Source organism: Prevotella sp. P2-180, from assembly GCF_002251435.1.
In the GTDB taxonomy this organism is placed as follows: domain Bacteria; phylum Bacteroidota; class Bacteroidia; order Bacteroidales; family Bacteroidaceae; genus Prevotella.
Genome location: NZ_NPJI01000107.1, coordinates 1 through 18,482, shown reverse-complemented (window position 1 = coordinate 18,482; position 18,482 = coordinate 1). Strand labels below are relative to the sequence as shown.

The window sequence follows — 18,482 nt, the reverse complement described above, 5'->3', positions numbered from 1 at the left end:
ATTTAGCAATGAATTATAATCCAGGTTATTTTGGGCCTATCTTTATTGTTTTGGTAGCCTTTATCGGCTTGCCGCTACTGTTAAGGCTCGACTTTGTTGTCGTCGTTGTCTTGGTCGACGCCGATTTTGATGTTGTTGTCTGCGGCGTGTAATATTGTTTAGCCTCGTTCATCCATCCCTGTATGTTCTTTATTCTGCTTTCATCGCTTGGGTGATCGCTGAGCAAAGAGTAAGAGTTACCGGTAGCGGCAGCCATACGTTTCCAGAAGTCGATAGCCACCATTGGGTCATATCCAGCCATGGCAGCAAAGATGATGCCAAGATGGTCGGCCTCGTTTTCCTGGCTACGTGAATAAGCAGCCCCACCCAGAGCCGAACCTAATCCAAACACTGTTGAGCTGATGGTCTGCAGGTTAGTGCTGGCGCCAGTTCCCTGAAGCACAGCCCCGAGTATCTGTCCTCCATATTGTTTCCTTATTTCGTTGCTCATGCGTTCAGCCGAGTGTTTTGCCACGGCGTGTGCTATCTCATGTCCGAGCACCACTGCGAGCGAAGCTTCGTCTTTCGTTACGGGCAGCAGTCCCTCGTACACCACTATTTTTCCTCCGGGCATGCAGAAAGCGTTTACGCTATTGTCCTGCACTAGGTTAAACTCCCACTTATAGTTAGCCACTTCCTGTGCCATTCCGTTTTGCTGCAGGTATGACACCACAGCATTAGCCAACCTTTGTCCGCAGCGTTTCACCATTGCCGTATTTGTAGCGTTCGTCGACACCTTGGCTGAATTCATATATTCTTGATACTGCTGGTTGCTTAGACTTAGTACTTGTTCGTCGCTCACCAGTATATTCTGCTTTCTCCCCGTGATAGGCACAGTGGATGATGTTCCGCATCCCGCCAGCATCATAGCAGCCAGTGCCATTGCAAAAAATTTGTTTTTTCTCATTATATATTCAATAATTCTTTAATTTCTCTGCAAAATAAGTGAAAATAAATGAGAAAACCAAGGAATTACCCAAAAAAAAAAGGACCCGCACCTAAAAAAACTGGTGCAAGTCCATCTTCATCTGATATTGTTCTCTCTCTCTTTTCTGAATTTACTTGTTCAAACCACGATTGTTGAGTGTGGTGTTGAGGATCATCACGTAAGTTCTGTACTGCTTGTCGTTCAGCAGGTAGTGCATATACTTGAGGTCCTTGTTCACAGCCTTCTTCACGAGAGCGTCGCGATCGTCTTCATTGGCCTGAGAAGCAATAAGCATCTCTCCACAGAATGTGCGGTGTACGTCAGCCACGCTTTCCACCTGGTCAACGGTGAGTTTCAGAGCGTCACTCAACCTCGACATATTCACTGTCATGTCATAGGCATTAGCGTTGTTTACGTTGTTTGCCTTCTCATCTTTTGCGAATGTTGCTGTCAATGTCAATGCTGCAACAACTGTCAAAAACAATCTTTTCATAATGTTACCCTTTCTAAATCTTTTGTTAAACCTAAATAGTTAAATGTCATCCTTTTGTCTTTTGACGCTGCAAAATTACTATGTTTTTTTGATACCCGCAAGGAAAATGAGTCATTGTTTGCGCACACAAGCTTATTAATTGACGCAAATCAAACTAAAGGCGCAACAAACTGTAAGTTTTCGCTAAAATCTTACGCCTATCGACAAACTGTTGCCAGTAAAGGCGAGCGAAGCGTTGTATTTTGGAAACAGCTTATCTGAAATGTAGTATGCCAATTCCGTAGAAAGCACTCCAATGGCGGCACCTGCACACACGTCGTACCAATGGTGGCGGTCTCTTATCACCCTGTCGACGCTTACTCCCGCCGCCACGGCATATCCTCCCACGGCAATCCAGGGCGACACATGTCCGAACTCCTTTTGCAGTGCGTGAGCTCCTGCAAACGACATTGTGGCATGTCCTGACGGGAACGACTTGTTGTCGCTGTTGTCTGGACGCCATTCGTGTATGGTGTGTTTCAGTCCGTAGGTCACCACTCCAGCCACTACATAGCTACCGAGCACGCTTGCGCAAAACTCAAGGTCGTCCTTTGTATTGCTGTCCACTCCGCAAAGCTTCATCGTGAGTGTGGTGAGCATTGGCAGATGTTCAAGTGCATCGTCAAAGGTGTCGCTCTTTGGCTGAGCCGACGAGTTAATCATCGACATGCAAAACAAGACAGCCATCAAGACCCGCCTTATAAAATGAGACTTGTTATTATTCCACATACATTTTTCTGAATTTTCCCCTACTCTTTCCAAGGTCTATCTGCACTCCGACGTTGAAGTCGAAGAAGCCGTTGCTTCCAGCCGCCACCGACATGCCAGTTCCCGATACACCTCCCGTAAATTCACTCGTGATTACCTGGTATGCCATGTCTGCATACACGCTGAGCCTTCCTTTCACCTTGTATGTGCCTCCCAGTCCTACTCCCACCATAGGCGATGAAGAGCTGATGGCGAGGTTGCATCCGAGTCCTGCCCGCGGAAAGACATAGAAGTTCCACTTCTGGTCGGGATCGTAGTCCATGAAAATGTTTTTCACGCTCACCGGGCAGTCCACCGAAAGAATGACTATTCCTCCCTCATCGATGTTGCTTGTCGGGTCTTCGGCCGGTCCCACCCATTCCAGGTGTTTGTTTTCAAACAGTGGCAGTCCGTTTTCCCAGTTCACCTTTCCTCTTACCGCCACATGTGGCGAGAACCACTTTCCCAAAGCCACGTCCAGTCCGAATGTTTTTCCTTTTGGAAACACCTGTGAGAAGTTGCAGCCATAGGGGTTCTGCAGTGTCATGTCGAGTCCGGCCTGTACAAACCAGTTGCCCCATATAGATCCTGTCACCGTCTGTTGCTTGTCTTGTGCCGTAGCTAATGTCACTCCACCTATTATATATATAAAGAGAGACAGTATTCTATTTCTTATCATGCTTTATAGTTCAATTTTCTTAAATCCCCTTGTTTTTCCCAATTCCAAAGTCACGCCGAGGTCTATATCGAAGAATCCGTTGCTGTTTGAACCTGTTCCTGTGTTTTTTTCCACTCCCACGAATCCACTCGACACCATATTGTATGCCACATCGAAATAAATACCGATGTTGTCAGTTATCCTGAACGTGTTTGCCACTCCAAGTCCAAGCAGAGGTGTACCTTTCGACACACCGAAGTTATAAGCTCCACCTAATCGTGGAAACACCTGCAAGTTCCACAGTCTGTCGGTGCGGTATCCGCAGAAGAGATTGTGTATGTCAAACTGTATGTCGCCCACGAAGGTGACATATCCGCCTTTGTCCATATTCTCGCCAGGCTGATAAAAAGGAGCGAGCCAGTTGTCGTGTCCGTTTTTCAGCAGTTTTATTCCGTTTTCCCAGTTCACCCTTCCCCTGATAGTGAGTTCAGGAGTGAACCTTTTTCCGAGGGCAGCATGCACTCCAAACGACTTTCCGTTAGGGAATACATCGCCAAAATCATGTCCATACGGGTTCTGTAACGACATGTCGAGACCCGCCTGTACAAACCAGTTGCTCCAGAACGAGTTCACCACATATCCTTCCTTTTTTTCTTGTGCTGCGATGTTCATTACAGCAAGCATTATAGCCATCACCACAGCCAGTCTTTTCCTTCTCATTGTTTCAATAATATTTAGTATGCTTCCTTATCCCCTATCAGCACGTTTGCCACTGTTTTGTATATTATATAGATATCGAGCCACAGGTTCCAGTGTTCCATATACCAGATGTCTCCTTTCACTCTTCCTTCCATTTGGTATAGTTCCTTTGTCTCGCCTCTGAATCCCGTCACTTGACTCCATCCTGTTACTCCAGGTTTGATATAGTGTCTTACCATATACATGTCAATGAGTTTCGAGTATTCGTCGGTATGTTTCAGCATGTGCGGTCGAGGTCCAACTATGCTCATGTCGCCAATAAACACATTGACAAACTGTGGCAGTTCGTCGATATTTGTCTTTCGCATGATGTCACCCCATTTTGTCTTTCTCGGGTCGTTCTTCGTGGCCTGCAGCGTGTCGGCTTGGCTGTTCACCTTCATGCTCCTGAACTTGATGCAGTAGAACTCCTTGCCATTATATCCAGTGCGTTTCTGGCGGAAGAAAATCGGTCCGGGCATTGTAATCTTCGTAATTAGCGCAACCAGTATAAGCACTATCGGGAACAATGTGACAAGAAACAGTCCAGACACCACTATGTCAAACGTACGTTTTAACAGTCGGTTCTCGGGTATAGACAGCGGCTCGCGGTAAAGACTGAGGTAAGGCACATTGTTGAGCATGTTGAAGTACATGCGGTGGTGCATGTAGTTGCTCACGTTAGGCACACTGTAGAAGTGAACCACGTTGTTCACGCTGTAGTGGATGATGTCAAGTATAACATCGCGGTTGCGCGATGTCAGACAGCAGTATACCTCATGCACCTGCCTGTTGTTTTTCAGATAATCCGTCACCTTGTCGGGAGTGCCAAGGTATTTACACTGTTCCGGGAAGTTAGGATTTGGAGCAAAGTCGAAATATCCTTCCACAAGGAATCCCGACTGAGTCGTCATCTTCATCTCATTGTATATATTGAGATTATTTTCAGAACTGCCCACAAGCACTACATGCCTGATTCTGTTTTTGCTCAGTCGTATCTTTTTTATTATATATCGCAGTGTGAGTCTCATCGATACAGAACAAAAAGCCACCACCGTGTAGAACAATAGCGACATGCCTAACGGCATCATGATAAACCCGCCAATATATAAGGCAAATGTGGATACTATGGCGAAGATAGTGATGTTTTGCATCACTATAAAAAGAATGTTGAAAGCTTTGATGGTACGCTTGTGCAAAATAACCCCTCCATGAATAAGACAGGCTGTATATATCACTGCAGTCATCACGGCAGACCTTCTTACAGCTTCACTTATCCATTCACCACTCAATTTTACGAACAGGAGATATAATCCAAGACAAATCATCAAATCACAGGCTCTTGTGAGAACTGTAATTATCTTACCATATCCATTTTCAGTTTTTTCCATACATGACGTAATTTTTCATTTATTTAAAGTACACTTCGATATTCTTTCCAACATATATTTGCAAAGTTACCAAATATTATCCATAATATAGAACAATTTTTTAGAATATAATTCAAAATTAATTCATTTTAACCTAAATCCCTTGAGTTTTATTTAATTTAACTGTTATTTCCCGCCGTTTGCGTTTCTTTTTAATCTCTTCATACTTAATCTGCACATTTCATAGTGTAAATATTTTGTGTGTCACTTCTTAAGGCAAGGCCATAAAAAGGGGGCGGTCAAACAACCGCCCCAAACCAACACAAAAACTAAACTAGACTTAACTAATTCACTACTTGAGATTTTCACAAATCCACATTGTAGGGAAATTTACATGTGCAAAGATATGTCTTTTTTCTCACATCTGCAATACCTTATGCAGGAAAATTAGCTAAAAAATGTGAAAAACTATATTTTTGACGACTTATTCAGCAAATAATAGTCTAAAATCGTGATTGCGGCCATAGATTCCACCACAGGCACTGCTCTTGGCAGCACACATGGGTCATGTCGTCCGCGGGCTGTGAGAGTAGTGGCTTGGCCATGAATGTCTACCGTTTGCTGCTCCATGAGCAATGTGGCAACAGGCTTGAAAGCCACGCGGAAGGAGATGTCTTCGCCATTGCTTATGCCTCCTTGTATGCCACCGCTATGATTGGTCTTGGTGTGTAGGTTTGGCACCTCTTGACCCGCCTCCTTCGAGTCTGGCATAAAGATGTCGTTCACTTGAGTGCCTTTCATGGCAGCCATATCAAATCCGTCACCATATTCGAAGCCTTTCACGGCGTTGATGGAGAGCATGGCATAGCCCAAGGCGGCATGCAGTTTTCCGAACTCCGGTTCACCGAGTCCTGCAGGGCATCCTTTTATTACACAGGTGATCACGCCTCCTATGGTATTTCCCTCTGCCTTCACTTCCTTTATCAGCGCAGCCATCTGTTCGGCCACCAATGGGTCAGGACAGCGCACGTCGTTGGTCTCAGTGAGCGTGAGGTCATACTTTCTGTAGTCGCGTTCGAGGCATATTGGTCCCACCTGAGATGTATATGCCTTGATGTCGATGCCGAGTTGCCTGAGTGCCAGTTTTGCGAGTGCCCCTGCCACACATCGGGCAATGGTGATGCGTGCCGACGAGCGTCCACCGCCCCTATGGTCTCTCACGCCATACTTTTTCATATATGTATAGTCGGCGTGCGATGGCCTGAAGAGGTAGCGCATGTTGTCGTAGTCGTTGGAGTGCTGGTTGGTGTTTCTCACCACAAAGCCTATGGGGCATCCCGTAGACTTTCCTTCAAACACTCCGCTGAGCAGCTCCACCTTGTCGGCTTCCTTTCGACTTGTGGTGAGCGCGCTTTGCCCTGGCCTGCGTCTGTTGAGTTCAGCCTGTATGAAGTCGATGTCGATGTCGATACCGGCAGGCATTCCATCGACCACACCACCCACAGCCTCTCCGTGGCTTTCTCCGAAGGTAGTGATTTTGAATATGTTACCAAATGTATTTCCCAATGTATATGTATTTTTGAGTTGTCAACTCGTCAACTTGTCAACTCGTCAACTATCAATGACAATGTCCGCATCCGCAGCCATGGTCGTGATGTCCACCACATTCATGGTCGCCGCAACCGCCTCCACAGTCGCCACATCCGCATCCGCCCTCTCCGCTAAGGAAGTTCACGAGGTTCTGTATCTCTTGGTTGCTAGCCTCTCTCTTTTCGAGCACTCTTCCCTTGAAGTTCAGCGTCTTTCCAGCCAGCGGATGGTTGAGGTCCATCTTCACCTTGTCGTCGGTGATGTCCATCACACGTCCGTAGAATCTGTTGCCTTCCTCATTCTGAAGAGGCACGATAGCGTCTACGAAGATGTTCTCGTGGTCGAAGTGTCCGTTTATTTGGAATATGCTTCTGTCGAGGTCGAGCACGCGTTCCTCCTCGTAGTCACCGTAAGCCTGTTCTTTGGTCAGTTCGAAATCAAACTGCGCCCCAGGTTCCAGTTCAACAATATTCTTTTCAAACTCGTCGAGAGTGACACCGAATCCTGATATGAATTCAAAGGGCTTGGTAGTTGGCGCTTCCTCTATTTTCTCACGGTTTTCCCCGTCTACGGTGTATAGCGTATAGCTAACAGCCATGAACATGTTGTGTTTTTTTTCCATTCTGTTTTGAAATATCTGTGTTTTTAATTCTTTCGGCAAAGGTAATCATTATATTTGTAATAGCCAAATGTTTGCCTGATTTTTTCTTTCTTTTGCACATTTACGCACAAAAAGTGCAATTATACTTTCAGTTTATAGCTTTTATTATGCAAAATAATACAATTTTAAAACATCATTTCATTTTCTGCGCCATTTTTGTTTGCTATTACCAAAAAAAACAGTAACTTTGCACCCTAATTCACTGAAAAGGAGAACAAAAGAAAAAATAAAAATATATAAAAATGAAACATCAGTTAAGAAGTGCTGTATGCACTGAAGGAAGAAGAATGGCTGGAGCACGCGCGCTCTGGGTGGCCACAGGTATGAAAAGAGAACAGTTCGGGAAGCCGATTATCGCTGTCGTCAACTCGTTCACCCAATTTGTTCCAGGTCATACTCATCTACACGAGATAGGACAGATCGTGAAACAGGAGATTGAGGCCATGGGATGTTATGCAGCCGAATTCAATACCATAGCCATCGACGATGGCATCGCCATGGGACACGACGGAATGCTCTACTCCCTGCCATCACGCGACATCATTGCCGATTCTGTGGAATATATGTGCAACGCCCATAAGGCCGACGCCATGATATGCATCTCTAACTGCGACAAAGTGACTCCCGGTATGCTCATGGCTTCCATGCGCCTCAACATTCCTACCGTGTTCTGCTCGGGTGGACCTATGGAGGCTGGACGATGGAGAGGCGAAAACGCCGACCTCATCACTGCCATGATAAAAGGTGCAGACCCTTCTGTCAGCGACGAGGAAATGGCTGAGATTGAAGGATGTTCATGCCCTGGATGCGGCAGCTGCTCGGGTATGTTCACCGCCAACTCCATGAACTCGCTCACAGAGGCCATCGGACTGTCTCTGCCTGGCAACGGCACCATTCTCGCCACTCACGAAAACCGCATACGCCTCTTCAAGGATGCTGCACGACAGGTGGTGAAAAACGCTTTCGCTTACTATCAGGACGGCGACGAAAGCGTACTACCTAAGAGCATTGCCACACGAAAAGCTTTCCTCAACGCCATGACTCTCGACATTGCCATGGGCGGTAGCACCAACACCGTGCTCCACCTGCTTGCCGTGGCTCAGGAAGCCGGTGCCGAATTCAAGATGAGCGACATCGACGAACTCAGCCGCCGTGTGCCTTGCCTCTGCAAACTCGCGCCAAACACACAGAAATACAGCGTACAGGAATGTGGCCGCGCTGGAGGCATCCTCGGCATCCTCAACGAACTCAACAAGGGCGGACTCATCGACGGCTCTGCCATCCGTGTAGATGGTAAGACTCTTGGAGAACAGATGGAACGCTACGACATAACAAAACAAAATATCGACCCTGAAGCCAACCGTATATACCAGACCGCACCGGGACGCAAGTTCTCCACCAAGATGGGAAGCCAGAACGCACAGTGGGGAGAACTGGACACCGACCGGGCCAACGGCTGCATACGCGACCTCGAACATGCTTATACCAAAGACGGCGGACTTGCTGTACTCTTCGGCAACATCGCACAGGACGGATGCGTGGTGAAGACGGCTGGAGTGGACGAGAGCCTGTGGAAATTCTCCGGACCGGCTAAGGTATTCGACTCTCAGGAAGACGCTTGCGAGGGTATCCTCGGCGGAAAAATCAAAAGCGGCGACTGCGTGGTCATCACCCACGAAGGACCAAAGGGCGGCCCTGGCATGCAGGAGATGCTCTATCCCACCTCTTATATTAAAAGTATGCACCTGGGAAAGGAATGCGCCCTCATCACCGACGGACGCTTCTCGGGAGGTACCAGCGGCTTGAGCATCGGACATATCTCGCCTGAAGCGGCTTCTGGCGGTAACATAGGAAAAATCATTGATGGCGACATCATCGAAATCGACATCCCCAACCGCTCCATCAACGTACGACTCTCTGACGAGGAACTCGCTTCACGCCCACAACAGCCTCTGAAGCGCAACCGCCAGGTAAGCAAGGCCCTAAAGGCTTACGCACAAAGCGTGGCAAGCGCCGACAAGGGCGGAGTGAGGATTATTGAAGATTGAAAATTGAAAAAGTCAAATTTTAACGAATTATAGACGCAATGTCAACAGATACCATAACAGGAGCGGAAGCTCTGATGAAAGCCCTCAAGGAAGAGGGTGTGAAAACAATATTCGGATACCCCGGAGGGTCGATAATGCCTGTCTACGACGCTCTCTTCGACTATACCCGCGGAGAGAAAAAGGCCTTCGACCATATTCTGGTCAGACACGAACAGGCTGCCGCACATGCGGCTGAAGGATACGCAAGGGTGAGCGACGAAGTGGGTGTTTGTATCGTGACAAGCGGTCCCGGTGCCACCAATACACTTACTGGCGTGGCTGACGCCATGATGGACTCTACTCCTATCGTGGTCATTGCCGGACAGGTAGGCACTGGAGTACTCGGCACCGATGCCTTCCAGGAAGTAGACCTCGTAGGCCTGGCTCAACCCATCTCAAAATGGAGCTACCAGATACGCCGGCCGGAAGACGTGGCATGGGCAGTGAGCCGCGCGTTCTTCATAGCCAGAACTGGACGACCGGGTCCCGTGGTGCTCGACTTCGCCAAAAACGCTCAGGTGGAAAAGACTGAATGGAAACCGGCAAAGGTGGACTTCGTGCGCAGCTATATCCCCTACCCCGCCATCGACCAGGACGCAGTGGCACAGGCAGCCGAACTTATAAACAACGCCAAGAAACCACTCGCCCTCGTGGGACACGGAGTGGAACTCGGAGGAGCACAAAACGAACTCGTGGAGTTTCTTGAGAAAGCCGATATCCCGGCTGGACGCACCCTCCTCGGACTCTCAGCCCTGCCCACCAACCATCCGCTCAACATGGGTATGCTCGGCATGCATGGCAACTATGCGCCAAACATCAAGCAGCAGGAGTGCGACGTGCTAATAGCCATCGGCATGAGGTTCAGCGACCGCGACACCGGCACTCCATCAACCTATGCTAAGCAGGCTAAGATCATACACCTCGACATCGACCGCTCAGAGATCAACAAATGCATCCCTGTCGACGTGGCAGTTGTGGCAGACTGTAAGGTGTCGCTGCCTGCCATCACCCGACTGCTGAAGAAAAACAACCACCGCGAATGGAGAGACAGCTTCGCCGAATACCACCAGCAGGAGGTCGACAAGGTTATCAATCCTGCCATACATCCTGCCGACGGCCCGTTGCTCATGGGCGAGGTAGTCAACAAAGTGGCGGAAGCCACAAAGGGCGACGCAGTGCTCGTCAACGACGTAGGACAGAACCAGATGTTCTCATGCCGATACTTCAAATACAACAAGAAACGCTCTGTAGTGACCAGCGGCGGACTCGGCACCATGGGCTTCGGATTGCCAGCCGCCATCGGTGCCACCTTTGGCGCCCCAGAACGCACCGTGTGCATGTTCTCCGGCGACGGCGGATTCCAGATGAGCATACAAGAGCTTGGCACCATCATGGAAAACCAGTGCCCGGTGAAGATGATCATGATGAACAACAACTACCTCGGCAACGTGCGCCAATGGCAAGACATGTTCTTCAACAAGCGAAAGTCGTTCACCAGGATGATGAACCCCCACTACCAACTCATAGCCGAAGCATACCACATACCATACGAAGTGGTCACAGAACGCGACCAGCTCGAGCCCGCAATAGAAAAAATGCTCGCCACCGACGGTCCGTTCCTGCTCGAATGTGCAGTAAAGGAAGAAGACAACGTTGCCCCAATGATAGCACCGGGACACAGCATCGACGACATGATGCTCGAAATAAACATCACACCAGAACTTGACTGTTAATACAATCATGGAAGAAAAAAAACTATATACACTGCTCGTATATTCGGAAAACATCGCCGGTATACTCAATCAGATCACTGCCGTCTTCACACGCCGCCAGGTAAATATCGAGAGCCTCAACGTGTCGGCATCAAGCATTCCCGGACTTCATAAGTACACCATAACCGCATGGAGCGACGAAGGCCAGATCATAAAGATCACAAAGCAGATAGAGAAAAAAATCGACGTGGTGAAGGCCACATACTACACCGACGATGAACTCTTCATCCGCGAGACCGGCCTATACAAGCTCGCCACCGAAAAGGTGATGCAGAACCCTGAGATTTCACGCACCATACGCAAGCAGGAAGCCACCATCACCGAAGTGAACCCTACATACGTGATAGTGATGAAAAACGGCATGACGGAAGACATCATGAACCTCTTCTACGCTCTCAACGAGTTCGACTGCGTACTGCAATACACTCGTTCGGGACGCATCGCCGTAACACGCAGCACCACCGAGGAAGTAAGCAAGTTCCTGGAAGAAAGGGAAGAAAACAAAGGATAACTCCTTAACTCCTTTAACTCCTTAACTCCTTAACTATGGACAACAGAGTAGGCACATACGGGTTCACAGCCGAACCCTTCCATTGCGACTTCACCCACAAGCTCTTTATGGGCCATCTGGGCAACCACATCCTGAATGCGGCGGAGTTTCACGCCTCCGACCGCAATTTCGGTATGGAACGCCTCATGCCCATAAACCGCACCTGGGTGCTCTCAAGGCTTGCCGTCGAAATGAACGCGATGCCCGTTGAAAACCAAAAGTTCAATGTCTCCACATGGGTGGAAAGCGCAATGAAATATTTTACCAACCGCAACTTTGAAATCACTGCCGAAGACGGACAGGTCATGGGCCACGCACGCAGTATATGGGCCATGATCGACACCGCCACACGACAGCCTGCCGACATACTCGAAGTGGGCGATGGAGAAATAAACAAATGGCTATGCGACAAACCATGTCCCATAGCCAAGCCTTCACGTGTGAAGATATCCTCTGAACCACACCTCGTGCGTAGCCTCGACACCGCTTACAGCGACATCGACGTCAACGGACATGTCAACTCAGTGAAATACATCGACCATGTGCTCGACCTCTTCCCCGCCTCATGGTACAAGACCCACATCCTGCATCGTCTCGACGTGGCGTATGTGGCAGAAGCCTATGCCGGCGACCATCTCCATTTCTATATCGACAACGTTTCAGCCCCCTCTTGCAACGTAAGCGTCACCAAGTCCACTTCCGAGGGCGAGACCGAAGTATGCCGCTGCGCATTACAGTTTGAGGAGTGAGGAAAGTTCTCACTCCTACAGATTTCCCCTCTCCTTATCCAGATAATACTTAAAGGTAGCCACGGTGAGCTCGTCGCAGGCAGGCTCGTCACACACCACAATGGCTTTCGGATGCATCTGCAGCATAGAGGCAGTCCATTTGTGCGACACGTTGCCGTCTATCACATGCTGCAGCGCACGAGCCTTATGATGCCCGCTACACAGAAGCAACACTTCGCGTGCAGCCATCACGGTGCCTATACCCACGGTAAGCGCCTGCTTAGGCACGAGGTTCATATCGCCGTCGAAGAAGCGGCTATTGGCAATGATGGTGTCGGTAGTAAGAGTCTTGATGCGGGTTTTTGACGACAGCGACGAGCCAGGCTCGTTAAAAGCCAGATGACCGTCGGGACCTATTCCACCCATAAAGAGATCTATGCCCCCAGCCTCCTCAATGGCCCTCTCGTAGTCCTCACATTCCTTTATAAGGTCAGTGGCATTACCATTAAGAATGTGAACATTTTCAGGTCTAATGTCAATATGCGAGAAGAAGTTATTCCACATAAAGCTATGATACGACTCAGGATGATCCTCCGGAATGTTCACATATTCGTCCATGTTAAACGTTACGACATTCTTGAAAGAAATCTCTCCCGCCTCATATTTTTTTATCAGTTGTTTGTACAGTCCCAGTGGCGACGAGCCAGTAGGACATCCCAGTTTGAAAGGTTTCTCGGCAGTAGGGTTTGCCTCTTTTATTTTTTCTGCCACATAGTCGGCAGCCCATTTCGACATTCTGTCGTAGTCAGGTTCAATAATTACTCTCATAATAAATAAAGTATAAATTTTTGCAAAGATACAACTTTTTTTTGTATCAGCATATCATTTCCCCCATTTTTTTCATGATATTCCACTACATTTGAAGTTGCTATGTTTTGTAAGCCTTCCGCCATGTGTCATTTAACAACAGAGGCGGAAGGCTCTTTTAGCTTTATGGTATTTTTCTTACTAATAATAGTTTCATACCTTATAATATTAAACTGTGAATTTGTTAATTGTGAATATTACTGCTTCTTTATTTGTCTTATAATATCATTGTATGACTCAAAGTCAACGAGTTTTCTTGCCCTCCACATGCAAAGCTGCGTTTTGATAGTTTTTAAATCAACTGATTTATTCATTCTTTTTCGCAATATGATCAAGTCCTCTATTTTAAACTCGTCCTTCAGGAGTAAAAGCATATTTTTAGGTCCACGATTAGAAGTAGCGTTCACTTCCTCATTTTGGGCATCGTCGAGCATTTTGCCAATGATGTTCATCTTAACCCAAAGGTCATATCGAAGCGACCACTCCATGTAGTCCTGTATCTCCTTCGTCCAGTTCTCGCCGTTCATCACGTATAGCATCATGCCTTTAAGCCATGCAATCACCGTTGAGCGGTAACTCAATGTCAGATACGAGTCAGAACCATAGAGTGCAGCCAATTTTTCGTTTTCATCGCAGAGTTGCTCAGCAAATTCGTTACACTTCGGACAGGGAATTTCTCCAGACAACGATGACAGCCTTTGTGTCAGCTTCCTCACTTCCTCCTTATATGCCGAGTCGTATTCCTTAAACACTGGGCGTTTTGCGTCAGCAGGCTTGATGATGGTTGACAACGACAGTCGAGTGATTGTACCTGTGGTCATTTCGCGACAGAAAAACTTCTGGAAGTTTCGTGGTGTAGTCGAAGCGTTGAAGTTGAAACGCAGCGGAGCGATGCCAGTTACTGAGTCAGCTCCCACACGTTCCTGTCCATGCTTCGAGTTGTCGAAGGCCTTGCGTATCAGTATGCTTACTTCGCTTGCAGTGCCACGTGATGTTATGTTTTTCAGTGTGTCAAGCTCGTCAACACTGGTATAGAGGAAGCGCTGCCCGTTTTTGTCGGCATCGTAAACTCGCTGGTTAAATACCGCATCGGTTAGGTTGTCGATGAGCACCTGTATGCAGATGTCTGACGGCCGAGGGTCTTTCTTCTGTTTTGCCGATGGGTTTTTCACCTTCCACTCCGCTTCTCGTGCACGGTTCGACTCGTCGCGCTTCAGCAGATCTTCGAGAATGATGTTTATAGGCAGTCTCACACAACCTTTACCTATTGACATCGGAGCGCAGAGCACCGACATAAACGTTGGCTCATGCACGTTGCCGTCCCAGTAGCGGAATTTCACTCCGTGAACATAAACGGCAAGCGGCGCAAACACAGCCTCACAAATAGCCGCCCTATACATCTCCGGTGCCTTTGAGCACATGAAGTTCAGCGGATATGGCAGTTTTCTGGGCATTTCAGGAGGCAGTTCATTTTCTGCCTCGTAGTCCACCTTCGGAGCTTCGTTGTTTTGCCTTGCATACAGAGCCTCCAGCACCTTGGTCAGTTTGTAGCTTACACCTTTGCGAGGCTCGTCGAGCGCGCTTTGCAAAGTACGTTCGTATTCATCCTCCGGGAAGTTATCGTATCGAGGAATAACCTGTTTCAAAAACTCCATGTCGTAGTTGCAGATACTTCTCAGAGCCTTAGCCAGCTCAAAAGTCATCACGTTGCGATTGCCCTCAACTGGTGTCTGCCCATTATTAAACTGCCTCAAAAACTCATTTACTATCGACTTATATTGAAGCCCGTTATAAGTAAGTGACGTTTTAAGCGATTCGTCATCAGTAGTTGAGCACGTACGCTCTTCGATATCTTCAGAGTTTCCATCTGTTCTTGAATTAGAATGCTCTTTTGATATTTGTTCTTCATTGTTACAGCCATTGTTTTCTACTTCAGGTTTTATTTCTCTTTCCACTTCTTTCTTCCCTCTACCTTCATCAGCAACCGCCTCCTCATTCACAAACAAGTCGTCTGAGAGATAGAGCAAGTCCTCATCACTCGCTGTTGGCGTAAAGAACACTCTCGTTATGTCCTTTGCACCTTTGTCAAACTCCACGCCCAGCATCTTCTGTGCCCATTCCAGGTTTTCCTCTTGCGTGAGCCAACCTATGCGCCGGAACACGATGTGCAATCCCTTTGAGGCAGACCGTTCGAGCATCAGCAGATTAAGGTCCTCCTTCATCTTTAGCACTCGTCCAATCATTATCTTCATTGCACTTTCAAGTTCCTCCTTAGGCATGTCCTTGGCAAAGTCGATGTCCATGCCTACAGAGTTCGATGGCGTCTTCGAGCCCTTCAGCTTGCCTCCCTCGGCAGGCATACAAGAGTAGCAAAACTGCAGCATCTTGCGTTTAGCCTCAGGATTCCCAAGCCTTGCCTGCTTGGTGTAGTCAACGTTAGCCGGTTTGTTTCTCAAACCCACGTATTCCTCGCGGTTTGAAATAGGGCGCATCATTTTCGCCCCGTTCTTATAATAAATCAAATGGCAACTCATGTATAAATTTCATTAAAATTTTCATTAAAATTTTCATTAAAAGCACTTCGTGCTTAAAAAGCTGCGCGCAGCCCCTTTAAGCGCAACGCGCTTTTAATCTTTACTTCAGTTTATCGCGTAGCGACTAGTCCAACAGTTCTTTCACTTCTTTTTTTATTACCTTTTTATAGTCGTCGGTTTCGGTCTTGTCTATGCGGATATAGAGATAGTAGTTATCATCGTTTTCCGACAGTGTGCCGTGTATGGTACGTTTCAGCTTCTTCGACGTAGAGTGTTTTTTTGGCGTAGCCATAAACCCCATCTGTCCGTTACTGAGCATCGTAACCACTCCACGTCTGCGAAATCCATTAACCGATATCAAATTGTTTGTTGGATTAAACATAATGTTTTTGTCGTCGTAAACATCCAACACTCCATGGATTTTTACAGGCTTCGATTCAATTTTTTTCCTTTTCATAATCGTACTGTTTTAAAAATGTTCACCAACTTGCTGGGGTGACTTCAGCGGCATGAGGTCAAAGATATTTACATCCTGATACACCTTGCCATCGTACTCGTGTGTGGCAAAATGCACGTCGGCCACCACTATCGTGCCTACAGCCAACGGCTTTCCAGCCACCGTTCCGAAGACCGTGCCTACGAAACCTTCTGCGTTTCTTCCTCCAGGGCAGCGTAACACCACCTGAGCCTTACTTGTCATTCCGTTCTGAGTCTGAACGTCGGGCTGCTGCGCCCATTTCTCGATTTTTGCTATTACTTGCATATTGATAAAAGTTTAAAATGTTTATAATGTTCGAAATGTTTAAATACGTGATTATTGAAGTTTTATCACATATTTTCCCTCTACCGCCGACACGATATTCAGACTCAGACCAGCCAAGACGAGATATCGAATGTTGTAGTTGCCAATATCAAGCGGTTCCAAGTCGTAAGTCACAAACTCTATCTTGATTCGTGCAAAGCCTGTAGAGTCGTCGATATCAATGTTGTAATATTCCACACCGCAAAACACTCTGTCTAAGTACAGACCCACGACCCATCCGAAGTCATCTGCGTCCATCGTGAGGTTGTCAAACTGACAGTCGTAGTTGCAGTTGTGATAGGTGAACGACACTGTCTGCAAGCCCTCACCATTCTGTTCCACACTCCAATCCGTGAAGTTCGGGCAGTTGTCCAACGGATCAATGTTCTGCAATTCGAACGGTTCCTCCCGCTTAACCTTGCACACCACCTTCACCGTCTCTTTTCCGTTGATGTCGATGTCGACAATCTCACACAGTCCCAAACAAGCAAGCACCATTCTTGCCACTTGTTCACCACTAACTTTAATTTTTTCCATAATGCATTTTTTTTAATAACTCAACTTTCGGAAGTTATTTTAAACCACAGAGTTTAAGAGATATAGAGTATTTATACTAATTTTCTCTTTATCTCTGTGGTTTAAATAAAACCCTTATACATTGGGATTTATCACTTCAGAAACTTGAGTTAATAAGTTAATAATGTTATTTATCTCCGCAAAACAAGTTAAGGAAATGTTGCTGCCCCTTGCCTGTAATCATCGGCGTCACCGAGAGTTCCATGCCGTGGTCGGTTGTCACCCAACACTCTCTCACGGTCATGATGCCCCGCTCAATCCATTTCTGCATTGGTTCACGGCTCTGCTTAAAGATGTAGCCGTTTTCGCGCAGCCATTTGAAGAGTCGTTGCCGTCCGATGTCGATGCCGTTTTCGTAGAGCAGTTTCGCCATCTCTCCCACCATGATGTTCTCTTCCGAACCTGTCACCTGTCTGCCGAGTTTCGCCATAGGCCGTTGCTCTTCAATCAGCCGGTCCTTCGCTTCCAATGTGCGCTGCATGATGTTGAGAGCCTTAGCCAGAATAGATTTCTCGTCGTCCTCCGCACTCACCGGGATATATCCTCCCGTCTTGCGAATCTGTGGCAGCACCGTGTTGAACACCCAGTCCTGAAACTCCTTCGCCTCCTTCTTGTTCGACTGGAAGATGCAGCGGTAGAGGTTCGGCTCGCCGATGTAGGTCATAGTAGTAATGCGTGTAAACTCACCATGGCGATTAGATGATTTTGTAGAAACCTTCACCGAATGAAGGTTACTAGAATCGAGCCTTTCCTTGACTCTTGACGGTTCTACGATTCCCAACGCCTTGCACACATCCGCGAGACAGAACACCGTTTCTCCATTCTCGTTCAGCGCAACTCTCAGTTGCCCAAACTTACTGTTACTGAAAATCTGTATTTCCATACTGTAATCGAAAAATTGATAAACATACCTTTTTTTATTACGTTTCACATTTTGTTGTACTAATTTTTCACTGCGGTGAAAAAAGCTAAAGTCCTGCGGCTTATAACCTTTCACCACAATATTTCACACTTATTTTACGTTTCTCTAAAAGGTGAAGGGAGATGACGGGATAATTCGAACCTCCCCGTCATTAATCCCCTCCACCACAAATAACCATGCCCAATACGACATTGGACAAGGCGATCGCGGCTGTACCTAAATTCAGGGACCGCATTTCGCTTTTTACTAAGAAGCTGCGTCTGGCACAGTATGCAGACGGCAGTATCTATGACTATCGCCTGAAAATTGCTCAGGCAGTGTTGTTTTTCAAAAAGTTGCCGGATGAGTTCACACAGACGGACATCGACTACTATCTGTCGA

General features: G+C 47.3%; 19 protein-coding genes. 5 read left to right on the top strand and 14 right to left on the bottom strand.

Annotation, left to right across the window (positions count from 1 at the left end; all coding sequences use genetic code 11):
- Positions 1 to 25: 25 nt before the first annotated feature.
- The 8 genes from CIK98_RS15110 to CIK98_RS15075 all read right to left on the bottom strand — a co-directional run bounded on the left by CIK98_RS15110 (position 26) and on the right by CIK98_RS15075 (position 7,224).
- Complete coding sequence (locus tag CIK98_RS15110) at positions 26 to 946, bottom strand: M48 family metallopeptidase (protein ID WP_094385692.1); 921 nt, start codon at positions 944 to 946, stop codon at positions 26 to 28.
- 151 nt (positions 947 to 1,097) lie between these two features.
- Entirely contained in the window at positions 1,098 to 1,460 is a 363-nt protein-coding gene (locus CIK98_RS15105) for a hypothetical protein (RefSeq protein ID WP_094385690.1), read from the bottom strand.
- 183 nt (positions 1,461 to 1,643) lie between these two features.
- On the bottom strand, positions 1,644 to 2,186 hold the full coding sequence (locus tag CIK98_RS15100) for a phosphatase PAP2 family protein (RefSeq protein ID WP_172409982.1): 543 nt from the start codon (positions 2,184 to 2,186) through the stop codon (positions 1,644 to 1,646).
- 31 nt (positions 2,187 to 2,217) lie between these two features.
- Positions 2,218 to 2,925, bottom strand: coding sequence for a hypothetical protein (locus CIK98_RS15095; protein WP_094385686.1), 708 nt, complete (start codon positions 2,923 to 2,925; stop codon positions 2,218 to 2,220).
- A 3-nt stretch (positions 2,926 to 2,928) separates the two neighbouring features.
- Positions 2,929 to 3,624 carry a hypothetical protein gene (locus CIK98_RS15090; RefSeq protein ID WP_094385684.1) on the bottom strand — a complete coding sequence of 232 codons (696 nt, stop codon included), beginning with the start codon at positions 3,622 to 3,624 and terminating at the stop codon, positions 2,929 to 2,931.
- A gap of 14 nt (positions 3,625 to 3,638) precedes the next feature.
- Positions 3,639 to 5,033, bottom strand: coding sequence for an undecaprenyl-phosphate glucose phosphotransferase (locus CIK98_RS15085; RefSeq protein WP_094385683.1), 1,395 nt, complete (start codon positions 5,031 to 5,033; stop codon positions 3,639 to 3,641).
- A gap of 447 nt (positions 5,034 to 5,480) precedes the next feature.
- Positions 5,481 to 6,578, bottom strand: a complete 1,098-nt coding sequence (gene aroC, locus CIK98_RS15080) for a chorismate synthase (protein WP_094385681.1) — start codon at positions 6,576 to 6,578, stop codon at positions 5,481 to 5,483.
- 52 nt (positions 6,579 to 6,630) lie between these two features.
- Positions 6,631 to 7,224 carry a peptidylprolyl isomerase gene (locus tag CIK98_RS15075; RefSeq protein WP_094385679.1) on the bottom strand — a complete coding sequence of 198 codons (594 nt, stop codon included), beginning with the start codon at positions 7,222 to 7,224 and terminating at the stop codon, positions 6,631 to 6,633.
- A 281-nt stretch (positions 7,225 to 7,505) separates the two neighbouring features.
- Here CIK98_RS15075 and ilvD point away from each other — a divergent pair, with 281 nt between their 5' ends.
- Genes ilvD through CIK98_RS15050 form a run of 4 tightly spaced genes read left to right on the top strand, consistent with a single transcriptional unit; the run spans position 7,506 to position 12,421 of the window.
- A complete protein-coding gene (gene ilvD, locus CIK98_RS15065; protein ID WP_094385675.1) occupies positions 7,506 to 9,311 on the top strand; it encodes a dihydroxy-acid dehydratase in 1,806 nt (601 codons plus the stop codon).
- A gap of 38 nt (positions 9,312 to 9,349) precedes the next feature.
- Positions 9,350 to 11,083, top strand: a complete 1,734-nt coding sequence (ilvB, locus tag CIK98_RS15060) for a biosynthetic-type acetolactate synthase large subunit (RefSeq protein ID WP_094385673.1) — start codon at positions 9,350 to 9,352, stop codon at positions 11,081 to 11,083.
- 4 nt (positions 11,084 to 11,087) lie between these two features.
- The gene (gene ilvN, locus CIK98_RS15055) at positions 11,088 to 11,633 is read left to right on the top strand and encodes an acetolactate synthase small subunit (RefSeq protein ID WP_094385738.1); all 546 of its coding nucleotides are present in this window, start codon (positions 11,088 to 11,090) and stop codon (positions 11,631 to 11,633) included.
- Between the two features lie 35 nt (positions 11,634 to 11,668).
- On the top strand, positions 11,669 to 12,421 hold the full coding sequence (locus CIK98_RS15050; RefSeq protein ID WP_094385672.1) for an acyl-[acyl-carrier-protein] thioesterase: 753 nt from the start codon (positions 11,669 to 11,671) through the stop codon (positions 12,419 to 12,421).
- Between the two features lie 15 nt (positions 12,422 to 12,436).
- Here CIK98_RS15050 and nagB read toward each other — a convergent pair whose 3' ends face one another.
- The 6 genes from nagB to CIK98_RS15020 all read right to left on the bottom strand — a co-directional run bounded on the left by nagB (position 12,437) and on the right by CIK98_RS15020 (position 18,062).
- Positions 12,437 to 13,228 carry a glucosamine-6-phosphate deaminase gene (gene nagB / locus CIK98_RS15045; protein ID WP_094385670.1) on the bottom strand — a complete coding sequence of 264 codons (792 nt, stop codon included), beginning with the start codon at positions 13,226 to 13,228 and terminating at the stop codon, positions 12,437 to 12,439.
- 236 nt (positions 13,229 to 13,464) lie between these two features.
- The gene (locus CIK98_RS15040; protein WP_094385668.1) at positions 13,465 to 15,762 is read right to left on the bottom strand and encodes a hypothetical protein; all 2,298 of its coding nucleotides are present in this window, start codon (positions 15,760 to 15,762) and stop codon (positions 13,465 to 13,467) included.
- A 163-nt stretch (positions 15,763 to 15,925) separates the two neighbouring features.
- A complete protein-coding gene (locus CIK98_RS15035) occupies positions 15,926 to 16,258 on the bottom strand; it encodes a hypothetical protein (RefSeq protein ID WP_094385667.1) in 333 nt (110 codons plus the stop codon).
- A gap of 12 nt (positions 16,259 to 16,270) precedes the next feature.
- On the bottom strand, positions 16,271 to 16,564 hold the full coding sequence (locus tag CIK98_RS15030; protein WP_094385665.1) for a hypothetical protein: 294 nt from the start codon (positions 16,562 to 16,564) through the stop codon (positions 16,271 to 16,273).
- A 51-nt stretch (positions 16,565 to 16,615) separates the two neighbouring features.
- A complete protein-coding gene (locus tag CIK98_RS15025) occupies positions 16,616 to 17,140 on the bottom strand; it encodes a hypothetical protein (RefSeq protein ID WP_094385663.1) in 525 nt (174 codons plus the stop codon).
- 166 nt (positions 17,141 to 17,306) lie between these two features.
- A complete protein-coding gene (locus CIK98_RS15020) occupies positions 17,307 to 18,062 on the bottom strand; it encodes a phage antirepressor KilAC domain-containing protein (protein ID WP_094385661.1) in 756 nt (251 codons plus the stop codon).
- Positions 18,063 to 18,277: 215 nt separating this feature from the next.
- On the opposite strand from CIK98_RS15020, the gene CIK98_RS15015 reads away from it, so the two are divergent.
- Positions 18,278 to 18,482: phage integrase N-terminal SAM-like domain-containing protein (locus CIK98_RS15015; protein WP_172409981.1), on the top strand; the 205-nt coding region annotated here is incomplete at its 3' end.

Excerpts from the sequence above, each read along its gene's own strand:
- CIK98_RS15025 (WP_094385663.1), bottom strand. The coding sequence starts at position 17,140 with ATGGAAAAAATTAAAGTTAGTGGTGAACAAGTGGCAAGAATGGTGCTT.
- CIK98_RS15075 (WP_094385679.1), bottom strand. The coding sequence starts at position 7,224 with ATGGAAAAAAAACACAACATGTTCATGGCTGTTAGCTATACGCTATAC.
- ilvB (WP_094385673.1), top strand. The coding sequence starts at position 9,350 with ATGTCAACAGATACCATAACAGGAGCGGAAGCTCTGATGAAAGCCCTC.
- CIK98_RS15040 (WP_094385668.1), bottom strand. The coding sequence starts at position 15,762 with ATGATGCGCCCTATTTCAAACCGCGAGGAATACGTGGGTTTGAGAAAC.
- CIK98_RS15085 (WP_094385683.1), bottom strand. The coding sequence starts at position 5,033 with ATGGAAAAAACTGAAAATGGATATGGTAAGATAATTACAGTTCTCACA.
- CIK98_RS15110 (WP_094385692.1), bottom strand. The coding sequence starts at position 946 with ATGAGAAAAAACAAATTTTTTGCAATGGCACTGGCTGCTATGATGCTG.
- ilvD (WP_094385675.1), top strand. The coding sequence starts at position 7,506 with ATGAAACATCAGTTAAGAAGTGCTGTATGCACTGAAGGAAGAAGAATG.
- CIK98_RS15020 (WP_094385661.1), bottom strand. The coding sequence starts at position 18,062 with ATGGAAATACAGATTTTCAGTAACAGTAAGTTTGGGCAACTGAGAGTT.
- CIK98_RS15095 (WP_094385686.1), bottom strand. The coding sequence starts at position 2,925 with ATGATAAGAAATAGAATACTGTCTCTCTTTATATATATAATAGGTGGA.
- CIK98_RS15030 (WP_094385665.1), bottom strand. The coding sequence starts at position 16,564 with ATGCAAGTAATAGCAAAAATCGAGAAATGGGCGCAGCAGCCCGACGTT.
- CIK98_RS15105 (WP_094385690.1), bottom strand. The coding sequence starts at position 1,460 with ATGAAAAGATTGTTTTTGACAGTTGTTGCAGCATTGACATTGACAGCA.
- CIK98_RS15035 (WP_094385667.1), bottom strand. The coding sequence starts at position 16,258 with ATGAAAAGGAAAAAAATTGAATCGAAGCCTGTAAAAATCCATGGAGTG.
- CIK98_RS15100 (WP_172409982.1), bottom strand. The coding sequence starts at position 2,186 with ATGGCTGTCTTGTTTTGCATGTCGATGATTAACTCGTCGGCTCAGCCA.
- CIK98_RS15090 (WP_094385684.1), bottom strand. The coding sequence starts at position 3,624 with ATGAGAAGGAAAAGACTGGCTGTGGTGATGGCTATAATGCTTGCTGTA.
- nagB (WP_094385670.1), bottom strand. The coding sequence starts at position 13,228 with ATGAGAGTAATTATTGAACCTGACTACGACAGAATGTCGAAATGGGCT.
- CIK98_RS15050 (WP_094385672.1), top strand. The coding sequence starts at position 11,669 with ATGGACAACAGAGTAGGCACATACGGGTTCACAGCCGAACCCTTCCAT.